We start from the raw sequence: 19,175 nt of genomic DNA on the forward strand, positions 1-19,175 counted from the left end.
GGTGGTGCGACTTGTCACACCGGTGCTGTCAGTCCACGACCTGCCGGCCCTCCGGCCGCGCGCTGCACGACGCCCGGAACGCGCAGTGCGTGCAGTGCTGGCCGGTGGTCGGCGAGAAACGCTCGTCGAGGACCTTGCCGGCGGCGGTGGCGAGCAGCTCCCCGGCCCACTCCCCTTCCAGGGGTTGCTGCGCCTGCACCTTGGGCAGCGTTTCACCGCCTTCCTTCCCGGCGGCGCCCTGCCGCAGGTGGACCAGTTCCGCGCCGCCCGGCTCGGGACGCCGGCCGCCGAACGCCTCGTCGACGGCGCCCTCACGCACGGCCAGCTGGTACACCGCGAGCTGCGGATGACGGTCCACCTCGGCGGCGCTGGGTGCCTGCTTGCCGGTCTTGAAGTCGACCACGTAGGCGCGGCCCTCGCCGTCGGATTCCACCCGGTCCATGGAGCCGCGGATGCGCACCTGGTAGTCGCCCGCTTCGAGGGTGACGTCGAAGTCGTGCTCGCTCGCCACCGGGTGGCGCCCGGCCCGGGCGCCATTGGAGTCGACGTGCCACTTCAGGAAGCGTTCGAGCGCCGCGCGCGCGTTGTCCTTCTCCTGGGCGGACTTCCACGGCGCGTCGAAGGCGAGCGCGTTCCACACCGAGTCCAGGCGTTCCATGAGCACGTCCAGGTCGGCGGGGGTGCGACCGGAGGCGACCTCGTCGGCGAGGACGTGCACCACGTTCCCGAACCCCTGGGCGGCGGTCGCCGGCGTGTCGGCCTTCACCTCACGGCCCAGGAACCACTGCAGGGCACATGTGTTCGCGAGCTGGTCCAGGGCGCTTCCGGAGAGCACTACGGGCTGGTCGCGGTCGCGCAGCGGCACCTTGCTCTCCGTCGGGTCCCACATGCCCCACCAGCGGTACGGGTGGGCGGACGGCACCAGAGGCCGTCCGTCCTCGTCGGCGAGGGCGGCGAGCCGGGCCAGCCGACGGGCGGCGGCCGCACGGAGGGTGTCGGAGGCACGCGGGTCGACGGTCGTGGCGCGTAGTTCGGCGACCAGGGCGGCGACGGACAGGGGACGGCGTGGGCGGCCTGTGACGTCTTTGGGTTCGACGCCGAGTTCGGCGAGGAAGCGGGAAGGCTGGTCGCCGTCGTCGGCGAGGGCCTTCACGGCGGTGACGACGAGCCGTTCACGCGCGCGCGTGCAGGCGACGTAGAACAGGCGGCGCTCCTCGGCGAGCAGCGCGCCGGGGGTGAGGGGTTCGGCGAGCCCATCACGGCCGATGCGGTCGGCCTCCAGCAGGGAGCCTCGGCGGCGCAGGTCGGGCCACAGGCCCTCCTGGACACCGGCGACGACGACCAGACGCCACTGCAGTCCCTTGGAGCGGTGCGCGGTCATCAGGCGGACGGCGTCAGGACGCACGGCGCGGCGGGTGAGCGTGTCGGCGGCTATGTCCTGGGCCTCGATCTCCTCCAGGAAGTTCAGGGCGCCCCGGCCGCCGGTGCGTTCCTCGGCGCGCGCGGCGGTCGCGAACAGGGCGCACACGGCGTCCAGGTCACGGTCGGCGTTGCGCCCGGCCGCGCCGCCGCGCCGGGAGGCGTTCTCCAGGCGCCTGGGCCACGGCGTGCCCTCCCACAGCACCCACAGGGCGTCCTCTGCGGTGCCGCCGTCCGCGAGCCGCTCGCGGGCCTTGGTGAGCAGCGCACCGAGGCGCTGGGCTCCGCGCGCGTACGCCGGGTCGTGCGTCACCAGGCGCTCGGGTTCGGCCAGCGCCCGGGCGAGCAGTTCGTCGGAGGGCGGGGGTACGGGGTTGCCGGCCGCGCGTTCCTCCTCACGCAGGGCACGGCCGAGGCGGCGCAGGTCCGCGGTGTCCATGCCGGCGAGCGGAGAGGTGAGGAGGGTGAGCGCGGTCTCGGTGTCCAGCCAGGGTTCCGGTTCCGCCCCCTCCTGCCGGGCTTCCTCCGGCCCTGTTCGCGACGCCTCCGCCCGCGCCACCGCCCGCAGCGCCGTCAGCAACGGGGTCACCGCCGGTTCATGGCGCAACGGCAGGTCGTCGCCGTCGATGTCCAGGGGGACTCCCGCGGCCGTCAGGGCACGGCGCACCGTCGGGATCATGCGGGCTCCGGCGCGCACCAGGACGGCCATCTCGCCCCACGGAACGCCGTCCTCCAGGTGTGCCCGGCGCAGGATGTCGGCGATGTTGTCCAGTTCCGTGCCGGGGGTGGGGTACGTGTAGACCTCGACGCGGCCACCGTCCCTTACGGCGGCGAGTTCCCGGTGGGCGCGTACCTTCTCCGCCGGGAGCCGGGTCAGCGGCATGCGCTGGGTCAGCAGCCGGGTCGCGGCGAGGAGAGCGGCTCCGGAGCGGCGGGACGTGCTGAGGACCTCGACGGGGGCCGGTGCGCCATCGGTGCGCGGGAAGACGTCGGGGAAGTCCAGGATGCCGTTCACGTCGGCGCCCCGGAACGCGTAGATCGACTGGTCGGGGTCGCCGAAGGCCACCAGGGTGCGGCCGTCGCCCGCGAGCGCCTGCAGGAGCCGTACCTGAGCGGGGTCTGTGTCCTGGTACTCGTCGACGTAGACCGCGTCGTACTGGCCGGCCAGGCGCTCGGCGACGCCGGGGCGGCGGGCCAGCAGGACCGCGCGGTGCACCAGCTCCGCGTAGTCGATCACTCCCTGGAGGTCGAGGACGTCCAGGTACTCGGCGAGGAAGGCGGACGCGGCCTGCCAGTCGGGGCGGCCCGTCCGCTCGGCGAAGCGGTGCAGGGCGTCCGGGCCCAGGCCGAGTTCCCGACTGCGGGCCAGCACGGCGCGGACCTCGTCGGCGAAGCCACGCGTGGTCAGGCAGGCGCGCAGTTCGTCGGGCCAGCGCACGTGTGCGAGGCCGAGGCGCTCCAGATCCGGCTGGCCGGCGAGCAGCTCGCGCACGGCCACGTCCTGCTCGGGGCCGGACAGCAGCCGCAGGGGCTCGGCGAAGAGGTCACTGTCCTGGTGGGCGCGGACCAGGGCGTAGCAGAACGAGTGGAACGTGGTGGCCTGCGGGGCGTGCGCCGCGCCGGTGCGCAGCGCCATCCGGTCGCGCAGGTCGACGGCGGCCTTGCGGCTGAACGTGAGCACCAGGATGCGGTCCGGGTCACCGCCGCGGGCGATCCGGGCGGCGACGGACTCCACGAGCGTGGTCGTCTTCCCGGTGCCCGGGCCTGCGAGAACGAGCAGGGGGCCGGACTCGTGCTCAACCACCGCGCGCTGGCTCGCGTCCAGTCGAGGGGGATCCACCCGGACGGGCGGGGTACGCACCAGTCGGTAAGCGCCACGGCTCCCCTCCCGCACCCGGGGGTGCGGCAGGCGCCTGGTGGAGGAAGAGGAGCTCACGTGGTTCGCCGGTCCTGGTGGTCGTACTCGTGCTGGTCACTGCAGGCGCGGAACGCCCTAGTCGAGGGATGGTGGTCGGGCGGCGGCCGGCAGGGCTGCCGCCCGTGGCGGGCGGTGGTGGCGGGATGAGCGGGACGCGCGCCCTCGACGCTACGCCCGCCCGGTCCGCGGAAGCAGGGCTTCATCCATCTCCCGCATGCCCCTCCTGTCACCCCCGTCACTGCGTTGGCCCAATCCACGAACGTACGGCATGCCACGCTTGTGCCCTACTTCACCCGAACGAGCGACACGCGCCCGTTGGGCCCGTGCGATGCCGGAAGCCGTCAGACGTGACCCTCCGCACGTTCGACGCCGTCCCAGCGCGCCTGCCTCATGTCGACCCGCGGCAGATGCCCTTCCGAGGCGCGGCCGGCCTCCCGCAGCGGGGTGCCCTCCGCCCGGTAGTGGCCGAGCGCCTCCAGCTCGTGGCCCGGGAGCAGTACGCCGTCCGCGCGGACGACGCGCCACCAGGGGACCGCTCCGCCGTAGAGAGCCATCACACGGCCCACCTGGCGCGGGCCTCCGTCCCCCAGCCACTCGGCGACGTCCCCGTACGTCATCACGCGCCCCGGCGGAATGCGTTCGGCCACGTCAAGAACCCGTTCCGCGTACTCGGGCAGGGCATCCGCCGCAAGGTTCTCCTCGCTCATCCGCCCCATCCTGCCCCACCCCACCGACAATGTGATGAGAGAGCGGCCGAGCGTGGCCCTCGCACCGGCGCAGCGCTTCGGGCAGACTGTGCGCCCCCGCATTTGCACCCTGATGCCCCCGTGTGTCGGGTGGGCATGCCACCATCGTGCGGGCGGTGACTGGTGATACGAGACCAAGAAGAGACGATGAAGCAGCAGGGCGTGCACCCCGACGGCGCGGAGGGCACCCCTGGGGGTTCGTCGCGCCCTGACACCGCCGCCGCGGGCCATCACGCCGGCGAAGAGGCGAACGAAGAACCGAGCAAGGAGAGGCGCGCCGACGGCCTCACGCGCGAGACGGCGCACGAGAGCAGCGGCAACAAGGCGCCCGACGGCGAGACCGGACCCGCCCGGGCGCCCGACGACGACACGCCGCGGTCAGCGGCTGCCCATCGGGGACCGCAGCGGGACGAGGAGGGCGCCGACGCCCACAACGACGAGGTGGAGGGCGACGAGCCGCTGCTCCCCGCGCGCGTGCACCGACCCTCGGACCTGATGCGGCTTCTGGTGGGCGTGCTCGGGATCGTGGTGCTGCTCGCGGTCGCCGCGTTCGCGCACGGCACCACGTCGGGGCTCGAGCAGGACATCAACAGGGGCACGGGGCAGGCACCCGATCTGCTGATCAAGATCGCGGGTCTGGCGTCGAGCATCGCGATCCTGCTGGTACCGGTCGCCTTCGCGATCGAACGGCTGATCAAGCGGGACGGCGTACGCATCGCCGACGGCGTCCTCGCGGCCGTCCTGGCCCACGGAGTGACACTCGCCACGGACCTGTGGGTCGCCCGCGCCGCCCCGCCCTCCATCCAGGAAGCGCTCACCCAGCCCTCCCCCGGCGACATCCATGCCCTGACCGACCCGGTGCACGGCTACCTCGCGCCCGTCATCGCCTATATGACGGCCGTGGGCATGTCGCGCAGGCCGCGTTGGCGTGCCGTGCTGTGGGTGGTGTTGCTGCTCGACGCGTTCTCGATGCTGGTCACCGGCTACACGACACCGTTCTCGATCATCCTGACGGTGCTGATCGGCTGGAGTGTGGCGGCCGGAACGCTGTACGCGGTGGGCTCACCGAACGTACGGCCCACCGGGCGGACCCTGATGGCGGGGCTGCGCACCGTCGGCTTCCGCCCGGTGAGCGCGGCGCGCGAGGAGATGCACGACACGGCGGACAACGGCGACCGCGGCCGCCGCTACTTCGTCACTCTGGAGGACGGCCCGCCCCTCGACGTCACCGTCGTCGACCGCGAGCAGCAGGCGCAGGGTTTCTTCTACCGCGTGTGGCGGCGGCTGACGCTGCGCGGGATCACCACGCGGCGCAGCCTGCAGTCGCTGCGGCAGGCCCTGGAACAGGAGGCGCTCCTCGCCTATGCGGCCATCGCGGCCGGCGCCAACGCGCCCAAGCTGATCGCGACCTCCGAGCTCGGTCCCGACGCCGTGATGCTCGTCTACGAGCACACCGGCGGCCGCACCCTGGACCAGCTGGCCGACCAGGAGATCACCGACGAACTGCTGCACGACACCTGGCAGCAGGTGCGGGCGCTGCAGTCGCGGCGCATCGCGCACCGGCGGCTCGCTGGTGACGCCCTCGTGGTGGATCGTTCCGGCACCGTCATCCTGACGGATCTGCGCGGTGGCGAGATCGCGGCCGGTGACCTGGTGCTGCGCATGGACATCGCGCAGTTGCTGACCACCCTCGGGCTCCGGGTCGGCGCCGAGCGGGCAGTGGCATCCGCGGTCGACGTGCTCGGCCCGGACGCGGTCGCCGACTGTCTGCCCATGCTGCAGCCCATCGCGCTGACCCGCTCCACGCGCGCGACGCTCCGGCGGCTGGCCCGGGAACGGGCCCAGCGCGAGCGGGAAGCGGTCCTCGAGGCGTCCCGGCAGGCCAAAGCGGCCCGTGGGGAGGAGAACCAGGACGGCTCCGGGGTCGTCCTCGACAAGCCCGACAAGAAGGCGGTACGCGCCGAGCAGCGGGCCGAGAAGCGGGCGATCGACGAGGCGCTGGATGAGGCCCGCGAGGAGGACCTGCTCACCCAGATCCGCCACCAGGTGCTGCGCATCCGGCCGCAGGCGCCGGTGGAGCCGGCCCGTCTGGAGCGGGTCCGGCCGCGCACACTGATCAGCTTCATGGCGGGCGCCATCGGCGCGTACTTCCTGCTCACGCAGCTCACCCACATCCAGTTCGGCACGCTCTTCGCCAACGCCGAGTGGGGATGGGTGGCTGCGGCCGTGTTCTTCTCCGCACTGAGCTACGTCGCGGCGGCGATGGCGCTGCTGGGCTTCGTGCCCGAGCGGGTGCCGTTCCTGAGGACCGTGGCCGCGCAGGTCGCCGGGTCGTTCGTGAAGATCGTGGCGCCGGCCGCGGTCGGGGGCGTGGCGCTGAACACGCGGTTCCTCCAGCGCGCGGGGGTGCGGCCGGGGCTCGCGGTGGCGAGCGTGGGCGCCTCGCAGCTGTTCGGGCTGGGCTGTCACATCCTGATGCTGCTGTCCTTCGGCTACCTCACGGGCACCGAGAAGACGCCGTCCCTGTCCCCGTCCCGCACGGTCATCGCGGGCCTGCTGACGGTCGCGGTGCTCGTCCTGGTCGTCACGTCCGTGCCGTTCCTGCGGAAATTCGTCGTCACGCGCGTGCGGTCGTTGTTCGCGGGGGTCGTCCCGCGCATGCTCGACGTCCTGCAGCGGCCGCAGAAGCTGGTCACCGGAATCGGCGGCATGCTGCTGCTGACCGCGTCCTTCGTGATGTGCCTCGACGCCTCGATCCGGGCGTTCGGGCACGAGGAGAGGACCACGCTGAGCCTGGCCAGCGTCGCGGTCGTCTTCCTCGCCGGCAACGCACTCGGCTCGGCCGCCCCGACCCCGGGCGGTGTGGGTGCGGTCGAGGCGACCCTGACGGTCGGTCTGATCGCGGTCGGCCTCCCCAAGGAGGTCGCGGCTCCGGCGGTGCTGCTGTACCGGCTGCTGACGCTGTGGCTGCCGGTGCTGCCCGGGTGGTTGTTCTTCAACCATCTGACGCGCAAGGACGCGCTCTAGGACTGCCGCGTACGGCACGCGCGCGTGGGAGTTCCCCGGCACACCCGGTGCGCCCTCACCGGGCCTTGGGCACGGGCGACACGCGGTGACGGCAGCCGGCGGTCACCCGCACGGACCGCGTCCCGAGCGCCCCGGGCCGTGCGGTCGCACGATGGGGACATGCCGAACCGTCTCTTGAAGCGCGCCGCAGCCGTGGGCGCCGCCGCCGTGCTTGTGTCCTCCCTTCTGACAGGCTGCGCCAGCGGCTTCGTGGACGGGGAGCTGTCGAGTCAGAAGCTGATCTGGAGCAACTGCCCGGCGCCGTCCGTGTCGGAGGGCGGCGGCACCGCCCCCTCGCCGCTGCCGAACGGTGGACGGTGGCAGTGCGCAACCATGAAGGCGCCCCTGAACTGGGACGACCCGACGAGCGGCACCATCGACATCGCGCTGATCAGGGTCAAGGCCAGCGGCCCCCCGAGCCGGCGGATCGGTTCCCTCATCTTCAATTTCGGCGGCCCGGGCGGCTCCGGTGTCAGCGCGCTGCCCGCCTTCGCACAGGACTACGAGACCCTGCGCACGCGCTATGACCTGGTGAGTTTCGACCCGCGCGGAGTCGGCCGGAGCGCGGGCGTGAAGTGCGAGAACGACCAGCAACTCGACGCTTTCTTCCAGCAGGACGAGACGCCCGACAACTCGACCGAGCTGACGGCCTTCCTGAACAGCACCAAGCAGTTCAACAGCGCCTGCCAGAAGCACTCCGGCAGGGTGCTGCCCTATGTGCGCACCACCGACGCGGCACGCGACATGGACCTGCTGCGCCAGGTGCTCGGCGACAAGAAACTGCACTACTTCGGCATCTCGTACGGCACCGAACTCGGCGGTGTCTACGCACACTTGTTCCCCAAGAAAGTCGGGTGGGCCGTGCTGGACGGGGTCGTCGACCCGACGCAGAACCCGGAACAGAGCGCGCTCGCACAGGCCAAGGGCTTCCAGCTCGCGCTCGACAACTACGCCCGGGACTGCACCTCCAAGAGCACCGGATGCCCGGTCGGCCGCACGCCGCAGGATGTCGAGAACCGGATCCTCGCCCTGCTGAAGAGACTCGACACCAAGCCGATCCCCGGAATCTTCCCCCGCCGGCTGACCCAGACCGCCGCGACCAACGGCATCGCGGAGGCGCTGTACTCCAAGGACTTCTGGGGCTACCTGACCGAAGGGCTGCAGCGGGCCTACGCCGGCGACGGGGAGGTGCTGATGGTGCTGTCGGACGCGATGAACGGGCGCGACGAGAACGGCCAGTACAGCAACCTCATCCCCGCGAACATCGCCATCAACTGCGCTGACGAGAAGCAGCGGTACACGCCTGCCGACGTGAAGGCCAAAGTGCCGCAGTTCCGGGCCGCCTCCCCGGTGTTCGGCGACTTCCTGGCCTGGGGCATGCTCAGCTGCACGGGCTGGCCGGTGGCGGGAGCCGCCAGTCATCCGAACGTGAGCGCGCCCGGCGCCCCGCCGATCCTCCTGATCGGCAACACCGGTGACCCTGCCACCCCCTACGAGGGCGCCAAGAGGATGGCGGAGGCGCTGGGCAAGGGCGTGGGCGTGGAGCTGACGTACAAAGGTCAGGGGCACGGCGCCTACGACAGCAAGAACAAATGCGTGCAGAACGTCGTGAACGGCTACCTGCTGAACGGAAAGGTCCCGGCGGCCGGCACCGTATGCACCTGACCGACGGACCTGCTCCCGACGGCTCCCGCACCCGGCCCACCCGGACCCACCGGCGCAAATCCCAACGGCATTATGGAAATCCCCAGGTCAGATGGTTATCCACAGGCTGGCACGGGCTTCCCTCGACCCGCCTACGATGGCCTCATTGCTTTCCGCGGCATCGAGCGGGGAGCGGGTGAGGGGGCACAGATGTCACGTTTCCCACGGTGGATTGCCGCGATCGCCGCGACCCTGCTGGTGGCCGGCTGCGGTGGCGCTTCGTCCGGCGGAGGCGGGACCTCGGGGCTGTCCTCCTCGCTCACCTCGCAGAAGCTCGACTGGGGCCGCTGCAAGGGCGCGTCGGCGCCGAGCGGCGACTGGCAGTGCGCCACGCTGAAGGCACCGCTGGACTGGGCGAAGCCGGACGGTGAGACGATCGGCCTGGCCCTGATCAGGTCCCGGGCCGCCGGAGGCAACCGGATCGGCTCACTGCTCTTCAACTTCGGAGGTCCGGGCGGCTCGGGGGTCTCGATGATGCCGTCGTTCGCGAGCACGGTCTCCACCCTGCACGAGCGGTACGACCTGGTGAGCTGGGATCCTCGCGGCGTCGGGGCCAGCGGGGGGATCCGCTGCCGCAGTGACCAGGCGATCCAGGCCGCCGAGAGCATCGACGTGACACCGGACGACACCGCCGAGGAGAAGGCGTACCTCGATGACGCCGCCGCCTTCGGCAAGGGCTGCGCGAAGGCAGCCGGAAAGCTGCTCGGGCACGTCTCGACGACTGACACCGCGCGGGACATGGACCTGATGCGCCAGGTCCTCGGCGACCGGACGACTCACTATTTCGGCATCTCGTACGGCACCGAACTGGGTGGCGTGTACGCCCACCTGTTCCCCAAGAACGTGGGGCGCATGGTGCTGGACGCCGTCGTCGACCCCAGTGCGGACAGCGTCGGCCACGCGAAGAACCAGGCCCTGGGGTTCCAGCGCGCGCTGGACGACTATCTGAGGTCGACGGGGCAGGACCCGAAGCAGGGCTCCAAGAAGATCACCGAGTTGCTCCGGCGGATCGACGCGAAGCCGCTGCGGACATCGTCGGGCCGGGAGCTCACCCAGACACTGGCCGTCACAGGCATCGTGCTGCCGCTCTACAGCAAGCAGAGCTGGCCCGTGCTCACCAGCGCCCTGCAATCGGCCGAGGCGGGCGACGGTTCCGGGCTGCTGACGCTGGCCGACGGCTACAACGAGCGGGACCCATCGGGCCACTACGGCACCACGACACACGCACAACGGGTCATATCGTGCCTGGACGACAGGCAGCGGCCGACACCCGAGTCGGTGAAGAAGCTGCTGCCGGAGTTCGAGAAGATCTCACCCGTCTTCGGCGACTTCCTGGGCTGGGACACGGCCGGCTGGTGCCACGACTGGCCGGTGGCCGGACAGTTCGACCACCCGGTGGTCAGCGCGCCGGGAGCCGCACCGGTGCTGCTGGTGGGCAACACCGGGGATCCCGCGACGCCCTACGAGGGCGCCCGGAAGATGGCCGACGGGCTGGGCAAGGGCGTCGGAGTGGAGCTCACCTGGAAGGGCGAGGGCCACGGGGCGTACGGAAGCGGGAGCACCTGTGTGGACTCCGCGGTGAACGCGTATCTGCTGAACGGGACCGTGCCGAAGGACGGAACGGTCTGTTCATGACGGCGGCGAGGCTGCGGTACCTCGACAGCGCCTTGGTGCTCTCGCCGGCTTGCATGATCACCGATCGGGCAGATGACCGAGTGCATGGGCAAGAGCCAGAGCAGCCAGGGACATGCCGTCCTCGATACGCCCCTGAGCTACCCACTGCCATAGTTCCCGGACGTGGAGCCAGCGCACGGCGGACACCTCTTGCACATCAACCACGTGCCCTATGGGGTCGTTGACCCGTGCGAGCACGATGGCAACCCGAGTCGCCAACATCCCCGAATCCGGTGTCATGACGCTCAAGCGTTCGAGTTCGGCGTCCTGCACGCCAAGCTCTTCGCAGAGTTCCACCCGGGCACTCACGAGGGGATCTTGATCGTGAGAGAAACCCCGAGGCAGACCCCATTGCCATGATCCCACCGGGTAACGATATGTATGGACCAGCCCCACGGTCATTCCATGGATGGGCAATATCACCACACCTGGACCTTCACCGCGATTTGCGATTCTCAGGTATCGCCCAAGGGTCCCGTCCGGGAACTCCACCTCGTCATCGAAGACCTCGGCGAAGCGATTCGCATAGGCGAGGACCTCGCGCTTCCGGAGGATTGGCTCTTGGCGTTCCGGGTCCCTCAAGGCTGATATCCCCTCACGTCGACGATCCTTCCGAGCGCATGGGCCCTGCGCCGCGTGCCCTGCCAGCGACGGATGGATTGAACTCCCTTTTTAGCCACTGCAGGGGCAACCGCCCCGATGGCTGTTGCAGGGAACTCGAGGATACCCGGCACCTGCCAGAGAGCAGCCGCAATTGCCGGTCCGGCGGCACCACTACCGGTGAGGAAAACCTGAACTCCAAATTTGCCCACCAGGCCGGCATCACCCCGACCGCCGAGAATAGATGCGACGCAGGAAAGGTGATCGTCGAGTGCATTGCGGGCGGCTGTCGCGTCCTCTGCCGCCGCCAATTTGTCCAGCCCCTTCCAGAAGGGCGACCGGGCCCGGCCTTGGCCTCCCCGCTGCGCTCGCGCGTCCAGAAGAGCGGCGATGGCGTCCACCGCACTGTCCCGCAGATTCGACAGTTGGTCACGGATATGACTTTCCGTGGCGACCGCTTGGGAATTGAGCCGCACTTCGAACAATGGATGTTCCTCCGACTCGCCTGTCGACACGCCTTCGTTCGGCAACCAGGCTGCTTGGTGCGCCCCGGAACGATATTGTCCGATTGCGAGCTCCTGGGCGATGGCGCGCGAGATGAGGATCCGATCCCCGAGGGCTACATCAGTGCTGAAGGTCGCGGGCGCAATCCCGATTGAATCAGCCACGATTGCGTTGTACAAGGTGTCAACGAACTCGATTACGAGATCGAGAGTGTCCTTGCTTCCGACGATTTCCTCTGGTGTCCTGCGATCCGAGTCGTTGGGCCACGGTTCTGCGATTCGGAGTCGACTGCGTTCGTTGAACGCTCTGGACCGCGTCGGATCAAGGCGGCGAATCGCAGTGACGAGGTCTGCATGTACCTCGCGGAAAGGCTCCGGAAGAGATTGAGCCGTACGGCCCATCAGGGATCCCTCCTCAATGGTGGAGGCGAGCAGCTCTCCCAGTCCCAATGGCGCCGCCGGGGATTTCGCCCTCACTCGGGGCAGACCCCGAAACTCCGCACGAATATCGTTCAGCGCCTGTGCCCGGTCGACGCCTATCCAGTCGCTGTTGAGCAGACGATCGAGGTTCTCGGACTGCCAGCGAACGTCGCGAGGATCAAGACCAAACTGTTCCGGCTTGTGGAGTTCCGGGAGTAAGGAACTGAAAAACGGGCGATTCTTGTCGAAGGCGCGACCGAGCATGCTTGCTGCGGCGTCCTCGAAAGAATCCGCACTGAACAGGTGAAGCCGGAAGGGGTGTTCATCAATTGCTGCCCTGTTGCGAGCCTGGAGTACGGTGCGCGCCAGGGTGAGAAATCCGGTGGAATCGAAAGCATACGACTGAGGAACTACGACATCGCGCCCCAGCGCAAGAGTCATGAGCACTTCGACAAAGATCTGCAGCTCAAGGTCATCCCGTCGTTGCCGCTCGGAGTCCGAGAGGCCAGTCGGGCCTGGCCAGGGCATCCGCACAGAGTCAAGTGACTCCAGGTACTGGAGGTCTTGACCGCTCGAGAAAGCCATATCCGCTCCCAAGTCGCCACTACTGGACGCAAGCTGTTCCAGACAGGTCCTCACCCTGTCAGCTGTGGTGCTCCTGCCTCAGCCTCCGGCTGCGCGGCCATCCCGGCACTGCCCACGCAGCCTACGATCGGGTGATCACCGGTGGCCAGCTCACTCGCCTGCACCAGTGGGCCTGACAGCAGATGACTGGGCGATCCAGGGGGCGTGCGCGAGCGCCCGCGGCCATCCAAGAACGACAGAAGCCCACGGCATCTGAGCTGGTCAGAGCCGTGGGCTTCGTCTGTGTCACTGGTCAGCGAGACCGCTGATTAATACACCGGCTTGTCCGGCTCGATCTGGTTGACCCAGCCGATCACGCCGCCGCCCACGTGGACGGCGTCGGAGAAGCCCGCCGACTTCAGGACGGCGAGGACTTCCGCACTGCGGACACCCGTCTTGCAGTGCAGGACGATCTTCTTGTCCTGCGGGAGGGTCTCCAGGGCGGTGCCCATCAGGAACTCGTTCTTCGGGATCAGCCTGGCGCCCGGGATGGAGACGATCTCGTACTCGTTCGGCTCGCGGACGTCGATGATCTCGATGTTCTCGCCGTCGTCGATCCACTCCTTGAGCTGCTTGGGAGTGATCGTCGAGTCGGCGGCCGCCGCCTGGGCCTCCTCGGAGACGACGCCGCAGAAGGCCTCGTAGTCGATGAGCTCGGTGACGGTCGGGTTCTCACCGCAGACCGCGCAGTTCGGGTCCTTGCGGACCTTGACCTGGCGGTACTGCATCTCCAGGGCGTCGTAGATCATCAGTCGGCCGACCAGCGGCTCGCCGATGCCCGCGAGAAGCTTGATCGCCTCGTTCACCTGGATGGAGCCGATGGACGCGCACAGCACACCGAGGACGCCGCCCTCGGCGCAGGAGGGGACCATGCCCGGCGGCGGGGGCTCCGGGTACAGGCAGCGGTAGCAGGGGCCGTGCTCCGACCAGAAGACGGAGGCCTGGCCGTCGAAGCGGTAGATCGAGCCCCACACGTACGGCTTGTTCAGCAGCACGCACGCGTCGTTGACCAGGTAGCGGGTCGCGAAGTTGTCCGTGCCGTCGACGATGAGGTCGTACTGGCTGAAGATGTCCATCACGTTCTCGGCCTCGAGCCGCTCCTCGTGAAGGACCACGTTCACGTAGGGGTTGATGCCCTTGACCGTGTCGCGCGCGGACTCGGCCTTGGAGCGGCCGATGTCGGACTGGCTGTGGATGATCTGCCGCTGCAGGTTCGACTCGTCGACCTCGTCGAACTCCACGATGCCGAGCGTTCCCACGCCCGCCGCGGCCAGGTACATCAGCGCCGGCGAGCCCAGGCCGCCGGCGCCCACACAGAGCACCTTGGCGTTCTTCAGCCGCTTCTGCCCGTCCATCCCGACATCGGGGATGATCAGGTGGCGGGAGTACCTGCGGACCTCGTCTACGGTGAGCTCGGAAGCCGGCTCGACCAGGGGTGGCAGCGACACGGGGACTCCGTTGGTCGGTCAATCACTACGGTTGTTCTCCTGGTAACACTGCCACGCCCTTCTTCATTCCGAGACACCCGTTCCGAGACGCGAGACGATGTCGTCCCAGTAGCCGGGCATGGCCTCCCAGGGGACGGTGCGGCCGCCGCGGTCCGTGCGGTCGGTGAACCAGATCGTGGCGGCGCCCTGCCAGCGGGCGATGCGCAGCGCCTCCTCGAGGTGTCCGCGGGGCACGCCGTGCACGAAATGGCAGAAGCGCTCGGGCGGGTGCTCGGCGGTCCACTCGGCGACCTGCGACCAGCGGTAGTCGCTCCAGGAGCCGGAGAAGGTGACCAGCTGATCGGCGTGTTCGGCGTATCCGGGATACGGGTGGCTGCCGTGGCCCAGGACGATGTGCCCGAGGCCGAGGAGCTCGCGCAGCGCGGTGACCGTGCGGCGGGTCTCGGGGAGGAGGGCGCGTTCGGTGGGGCAGCGGTCCAGGAGGAAGCCGTCGACCTGGTACCAGTCGAGATACCGGTCCGCATCGGAGATCAACTCTCCGAGGGGGCGGGCGCCCCAGACGACGTCGAGGTGACCGAGAACACGGACGCCGGCGGTGTGCAGCCGCCCCGCGGCCTGCAGGCAGTGCGGGTCGGGCCGGGTGCCGGGTCCGTTGCTCACGTTGAGGGCGGCCCAGTGCACGGGGGTGCCCGGACGGGCGAGTGCGCCCCACTCCTCGGGCGCGAGGAGGGGGTGCGCATAGCCGGGGGTGCCGAGGCCCAGGCCCAGATCGGTGCTCGCGCTGCTCGCCGGGGTGTTGGTCAGATGCGGCATGCCGCCTCCATCCAGATGTCCGCGAGGGACTCCTCGAGGTTGATCCGGGGCCGCCAGCCCAGCCGGTCGCGGGCGGTGCGGACATCGGCCTGCTGCCAGCTGCCGCAGCCGTCCGGGTAGGGATGGGCGACCGGGACGGCGTGCTCGGGGTCGCCCCGGTGGTGGCCGAGCACCGGCCGCACCGGGCTGGGAGGGCCGTCGAGTTCGTGCAGGGCGCCGCCGTAGCCGGCCACGCGGGCGAGGACGGCGGCGGCGTCACGCAGGCGCACGGCACGGCCCGAGCCGATGTTGATCACGCCCTGGGCGGCGGAGAGGGAGGCGGCGTGGACGGCGCGGGCGACGTCGCGTACGTCGACGAAGTCGCGCTGGACGCCGAGGCCGCCGAGCTTGAGTTCGCCGTCGCCGGACTGCATGGCGCGACGCAGGGCTTCGGCGAGTCGGCCGAGCGGGGATCCCGCGGGGGTGCCGGGCCCGGCGGGCGAGAACACGCGGAGCACGACGGCGTCGAGCCCCGAGCCGAGGACGAGTTCGGTGGCGGCGAGCTTGCTGACGCCGTACGGGCCGCCGGGGCGCGGGACCGCGTCCTCGGCCGTGGAGGAGCCGGGCTGGCTGGGTCCGTACTCCGCGCTGCAGCCGATCTGCACCAGGCGGGCTCCGCAGCCGCTGCGGCGCAGGGCCTCGCAGACGGTGGCGACGGCGACGGTGTTGTGCCGGGTGAGTTCTCGGGCGCCGCCGCGGATGGCACCGGCGCAGTTGATGACGACTCCGGGGTGCACGGCGTCCAGGAAGCGGGTGAGCGCGCCGGGGCTGCCGGCGGCGAGGTCGAACCGTACGTCGGCGTCGTCGCCGCGTCCCAGCGCGGTGAGTTGCACGGCCGGGTCGGCGAGCAGGCGGTCGGCGACGAAGCGGCCGATGTATCCGTTGGCTCCGATCAGCAGGACCCTCATCGGGCGGCTCCCGGGGCGGACTCTCCGGTTCGGGAGGTGATCATCTGGCGTTTCTCCTTACGGGGGTGGTGCCGTGGGATGAGAGAGGCCCCGCGGTGTCGGGCCCGCGGGAGGGGTGCCGGGGACCGGGTCCCGGGCGGCGGTCGCGGCTCCATGGCGTCCCAGTGGCCATGGGCCGACGGCTCAGGGTGATCCGGGCGGCCTGGCGTGGGCCGAGGCCCGGGTCAGGGTGCGGATCGCGTGGATCAGCAGGGTCAGGGCGGCCAGGGCGCAGACGAGGGCCGGCACGGCGTCGGCGCCCCAGGCGTCGGTCAGGGTCTCGACCGGCGTGATAAGCGTGGAGCAGCCGGGGAGCCGGGCGGCGAAGACCGTGGCCAGGGCGGTCGCCTCGACGGCGGACGCGATGCCGAGGACGACGGTCGGGGCCCGCCCGGCGCCGTGGACGGCGAGCAGCCGGGCGAGCAGCAGGAGTGCGCCCAGGGCACCGGCTCCGACCGGGACGGCGGTTTCGCCGAGGAGGGCTCCGGTGAGCGCCAGCAGTGCGGCGAGGGCGGCCAGGAAGAGTGCGAACACGCCGAGGAACAGCGGGGTGACGGAGGCCGCGAACTCCTCGAGGCCGCGGCTCGCGGCGAGTCTGCGGCGGGCGTGGACGGAGAAGAGGCGGGCGCACCAGGCGGCCGGGCCGCAGGCCAGAGCGAGGGCGAGTACGGGCGCGGCAGCCAGGGGCCAGGGGCTGTCGGGGCCGCCGTCCAAGGCGGCGCGCAGCAGGCCGTCGCCGAGGAGGGCGTAGGCGAGCAGCCAGCACGTCCACACGCGGGCGGCGGCTGAGGTGCCGTGGGCGGGGGCGTGCAGCGGCCCACGGCCGAATGCCACGCGCAGGCCGAGCGTGACGGCCGGGGCGCCGAGTACGGCGACGGCGAGGTGGGCCCGGCCCTCGGTGGCTCGCAGACCCAGTACGGCGGCGGTGCACAGGGCGCCCGGGACCAGGGCGAGGGCGGCCCACGCCCGGTGCTCGCGCGGATTGCCCGTAGGAGCGTGGCGCGGTGACGGCCGGTCGTCGTCGCGGGATACGCGCGCGTACATCTCCTCGGCGAGCGAGAAGACGTCCCGGTGCCGGTAGCGGGCGGCGGCCCGGTCGGTCAGTCCGTGGGCCTCCAGCCCGGCCGCGATCTCCAGCGGGTCGACGGCCCGTTCGCACAGCTCGCGGTGCCGGTGCATGAGCGCCTTCACGGGGTCGGCGGCGCCTCGGCGGGCGGGGGGCCTGCGGGCGGGGTCCGCGCTCCCGGCGCCCGCGTCGCACACGGCACCGGCCGTACGGGGCGCAGCCTCCGCCGCGACGGTTTGGGGCGCACGGTCCGCCGCGACGGCCCCCGGGCGCGCCTCCGTCGTCCCCTGCGCGCTCGCGTACGCGCCCTCCGCCCCCAGGTCCCATTCCTCGGGCCTTGTGTCCCAGGCGTCGGAGCGGGCCCGTTCGCCCACGTCTCTCACGTCTCTCATCGCGCGCCCTCCGCTGCCGGAACAGCTGCGTGCGGCCGCATGGCGGCGCGTACGGGTGCCCACGCGGCGTCCTGCGCGCATGCCCAGCGGGGTCGGGCGCCGGGAAGCCGGGGCTCGGTCCAGCGGCCGGGCAGATGGGCCTCGGCGGGCGCCCCGAAGGGCAGGGGCTCGCCCGTGTCGTCCAGCACGACCCGCCGTACCGGCGCGTGGGAGACGATCTCCAGGTAAATGCCGTGAAATGCCGCCACGTTCTGCTCGACGGTGAACAGTTCGAGGGCTCGTGCGCGGGCGGCCGCGCCGAGGCGCTCACGGCGCGCGGGGTCGCGCAGCAGCGCCAGACACGCCTCCGCGAGCGCCCGTGGGTTGCGCGGCGGGACCACGAGCCCGGTGCCGCCGATGACCTCCACCACCGCGCCCACATCCGTGGACACCGTCGCGCGACCGCAGAACATGGCCTCCACCAGGCTGATCGGAAACCCTTCGACGACGCTCGACAGGACGACGACCGCCCCGGCCGCGTAGGCCTCCGCCAGGTCGGGCACCTCCGGGCCGCCGATCTCCTCGAAGGACACCGGGTTGTCGCCGACGGCGTGCACGCCCTCCGCCTCGTCCGGGAAGAGCTGCGCGGCCAGGGTCCTGCACTGTCCGAGGTACTCCGCCCCCTCGGCGTCCGCCGCGGTCCCGACGACACGCAGCCTGGCCTTCGGCTCCGCCTTGCGGATCTCCGCGAAGGCGTGGAGCAGGCAGACCAGGTCCTTGGCGGGTTCGACACGGCCGACCCAGACCAGGGTGTTCGGGTCGGCACGGTCGGCGGCCTCGCCCACCTCCGTGAAGCGGGACGCCTCCATGCCGGGGTAGACGGTGCGCACCTTGGCGCGGTCGGCGCCGCACCGCTCCTGCCAGCGCCGGGCGTGGGCGTTGCCGGGCGTGACGCAGGCGGCCCGCCGGTAGACCTCGGCAGCCAGCAGGCGCTGGAAGGAGGCGAGCAGCGCGCGCACCGGGCGCGTCTCGTACGTCGTGCCGAGGTAGTGCGACCGCAGCCGTACTCCGTACTCGGTGACCAGCAGCGGGATGCCGGCGAAGTGCCCGGCGAGCAGCCCGGGCAGGGCCGCGGCGGCGCCCGACGTGGCGTGGCAGAGGTCGACGGAGCCGAGTCCGTCGTCCCCGTACCAGTCGAGCGAGAGGGGACGCAGGGCCCGTTCGACGTGTGCCGCCACCTCCAGCAGGTCGGGGACGCCCGCCGCGCGTGCCGCCCGGAGGGCACCCGGCGCGCGGCAGGCGCCCTCCAGCGCGCGTACGGCGGCCTCGGAACGCAGCGCGCGGGCCAGTCCGCCCTCGTCGCGGGCGAGTTCGGCGAGCGCGTAGAGGGCGCTGCCGAAACGGTCCGCCTCGGGGCCGACCTTTTCGGACCCCCCTTGCGGCGCCCCTGGCTCCGGTGCCGCGCACAGTGCGGCGGCCAACTCCCCGTACGCCTCGGTGAACCGTCGCCGCGCCCGGCGGCCGTACGCGACCCCGTCGTCCTGCGATGTCCACAGGGGCGCCGTGCGTACCCGGCCGACGTGCGGCGGCAGCGGGATCCAGCCATCGGCCTCCTGCCGCTCGGTGCGGCAGAGCGCGTAGACGTCGAACTCGTGCTGCCGAAGTCCGCGCACGAGCCGGTCGCACCAGAGCCTGGCGTCACCGCTCACATACGGATAGCCACCCTCCGTAAGCAGTCCGATGCGCACGTGTGCACCCCCGATCTCCCGTAGGGAGCCGCCGTCGTCCGGCGGCCCGCAGCGGGACGAACGTACGCG

General features: G+C 71.1%; 12 protein-coding genes. 3 read left to right on the plus strand and 9 right to left on the minus strand.

Annotated elements, in window-relative coordinates:
- Window positions 1-28: 28 nt before the first annotated feature.
- Window positions 29-3,355 carry an ATP-dependent helicase gene (locus tag ACFYZE_RS10835; protein ID WP_388990982.1) on the minus strand — a complete coding sequence of 1,109 codons (3,327 nt, stop codon included), beginning with the start codon at window positions 3,353-3,355 and terminating at the stop codon, window positions 29-31.
- Window positions 3,356-3,678: 323 nt separating this feature from the next.
- Entirely contained in the window at window positions 3,679-4,044 is a 366-nt protein-coding gene (locus ACFYZE_RS10840) for an MGMT family protein (protein ID WP_388990984.1), read from the minus strand.
- Window positions 4,045-4,230: 186 nt separating this feature from the next.
- Here ACFYZE_RS10840 and ACFYZE_RS10845 point away from each other — a divergent pair, with 186 nt between their 5' ends.
- The 3 genes from ACFYZE_RS10845 (at window position 4,231) to ACFYZE_RS10855 (ending at window position 10,488) form a co-directional block, all read left to right on the plus strand.
- The gene (locus tag ACFYZE_RS10845; protein WP_388990986.1) at window positions 4,231-7,110 is read left to right on the plus strand and encodes a lysylphosphatidylglycerol synthase domain-containing protein; all 2,880 of its coding nucleotides are present in this window, start codon (window positions 4,231-4,233) and stop codon (window positions 7,108-7,110) included.
- Between the two features lie 159 nt (window positions 7,111-7,269).
- Window positions 7,270-8,814 (plus strand): alpha/beta hydrolase, encoded by a 1,545-nt coding sequence (locus tag ACFYZE_RS10850; protein WP_388990988.1) that lies wholly within the window; start codon window positions 7,270-7,272, stop codon window positions 8,812-8,814.
- Window positions 8,815-9,003: 189 nt separating this feature from the next.
- Window positions 9,004-10,488, plus strand: a complete 1,485-nt coding sequence (locus ACFYZE_RS10855) for an alpha/beta hydrolase (protein ID WP_388990990.1) — start codon at window positions 9,004-9,006, stop codon at window positions 10,486-10,488.
- A 57-nt stretch (window positions 10,489-10,545) separates the two neighbouring features.
- Here the strand turns inward: ACFYZE_RS10855 and ACFYZE_RS10860 are convergent, their stop codons facing one another.
- The 7 genes from ACFYZE_RS10860 to ACFYZE_RS10890 all read right to left on the minus strand — a co-directional run bounded on the left by ACFYZE_RS10860 (window position 10,546) and on the right by ACFYZE_RS10890 (window position 19,106).
- The gene (locus tag ACFYZE_RS10860) at window positions 10,546-11,019 is read right to left on the minus strand and encodes an NUDIX hydrolase (protein WP_388991455.1); all 474 of its coding nucleotides are present in this window, start codon (window positions 11,017-11,019) and stop codon (window positions 10,546-10,548) included.
- 86 nt (window positions 11,020-11,105) lie between these two features.
- On the minus strand, window positions 11,106-12,635 hold the full coding sequence (locus ACFYZE_RS10865; protein WP_388990992.1) for a hypothetical protein: 1,530 nt from the start codon (window positions 12,633-12,635) through the stop codon (window positions 11,106-11,108).
- A gap of 308 nt (window positions 12,636-12,943) precedes the next feature.
- Complete coding sequence (moeZ, locus tag ACFYZE_RS10870) at window positions 12,944-14,122, minus strand: adenylyltransferase/sulfurtransferase MoeZ (RefSeq protein ID WP_388990994.1); 1,179 nt, start codon at window positions 14,120-14,122, stop codon at window positions 12,944-12,946.
- A 63-nt stretch (window positions 14,123-14,185) separates the two neighbouring features.
- Window positions 14,186-14,935 carry a spherulation-specific family 4 protein gene (locus tag ACFYZE_RS10875; protein WP_388990996.1) on the minus strand — a complete coding sequence of 250 codons (750 nt, stop codon included), beginning with the start codon at window positions 14,933-14,935 and terminating at the stop codon, window positions 14,186-14,188.
- A complete protein-coding gene (locus ACFYZE_RS10880; RefSeq protein ID WP_388990998.1) occupies window positions 14,923-15,882 on the minus strand; it encodes an NAD-dependent epimerase/dehydratase family protein in 960 nt (319 codons plus the stop codon). The genes ACFYZE_RS10875 and ACFYZE_RS10880 overlap by 13 nt, the downstream gene beginning before the upstream one ends.
- Before the next feature lie 183 nt (window positions 15,883-16,065).
- The gene (locus ACFYZE_RS10885; RefSeq protein ID WP_388991000.1) at window positions 16,066-17,379 is read right to left on the minus strand and encodes a hypothetical protein; all 1,314 of its coding nucleotides are present in this window, start codon (window positions 17,377-17,379) and stop codon (window positions 16,066-16,068) included.
- Entirely contained in the window at window positions 17,376-19,106 is a 1,731-nt protein-coding gene (locus tag ACFYZE_RS10890; protein ID WP_388991002.1) for a DUF3492 domain-containing protein, read from the minus strand. Before ACFYZE_RS10890 ends, ACFYZE_RS10885 begins: the two co-directional genes overlap by 4 nt.
- Window positions 19,107-19,175 lie beyond the last annotated feature (69 nt).

It is taken from the genome of Streptomyces sp. NPDC001796, assembly GCF_042892355.1.
In the GTDB taxonomy this organism is placed as follows: domain Bacteria; phylum Actinomycetota; class Actinomycetes; order Streptomycetales; family Streptomycetaceae; genus Streptomyces.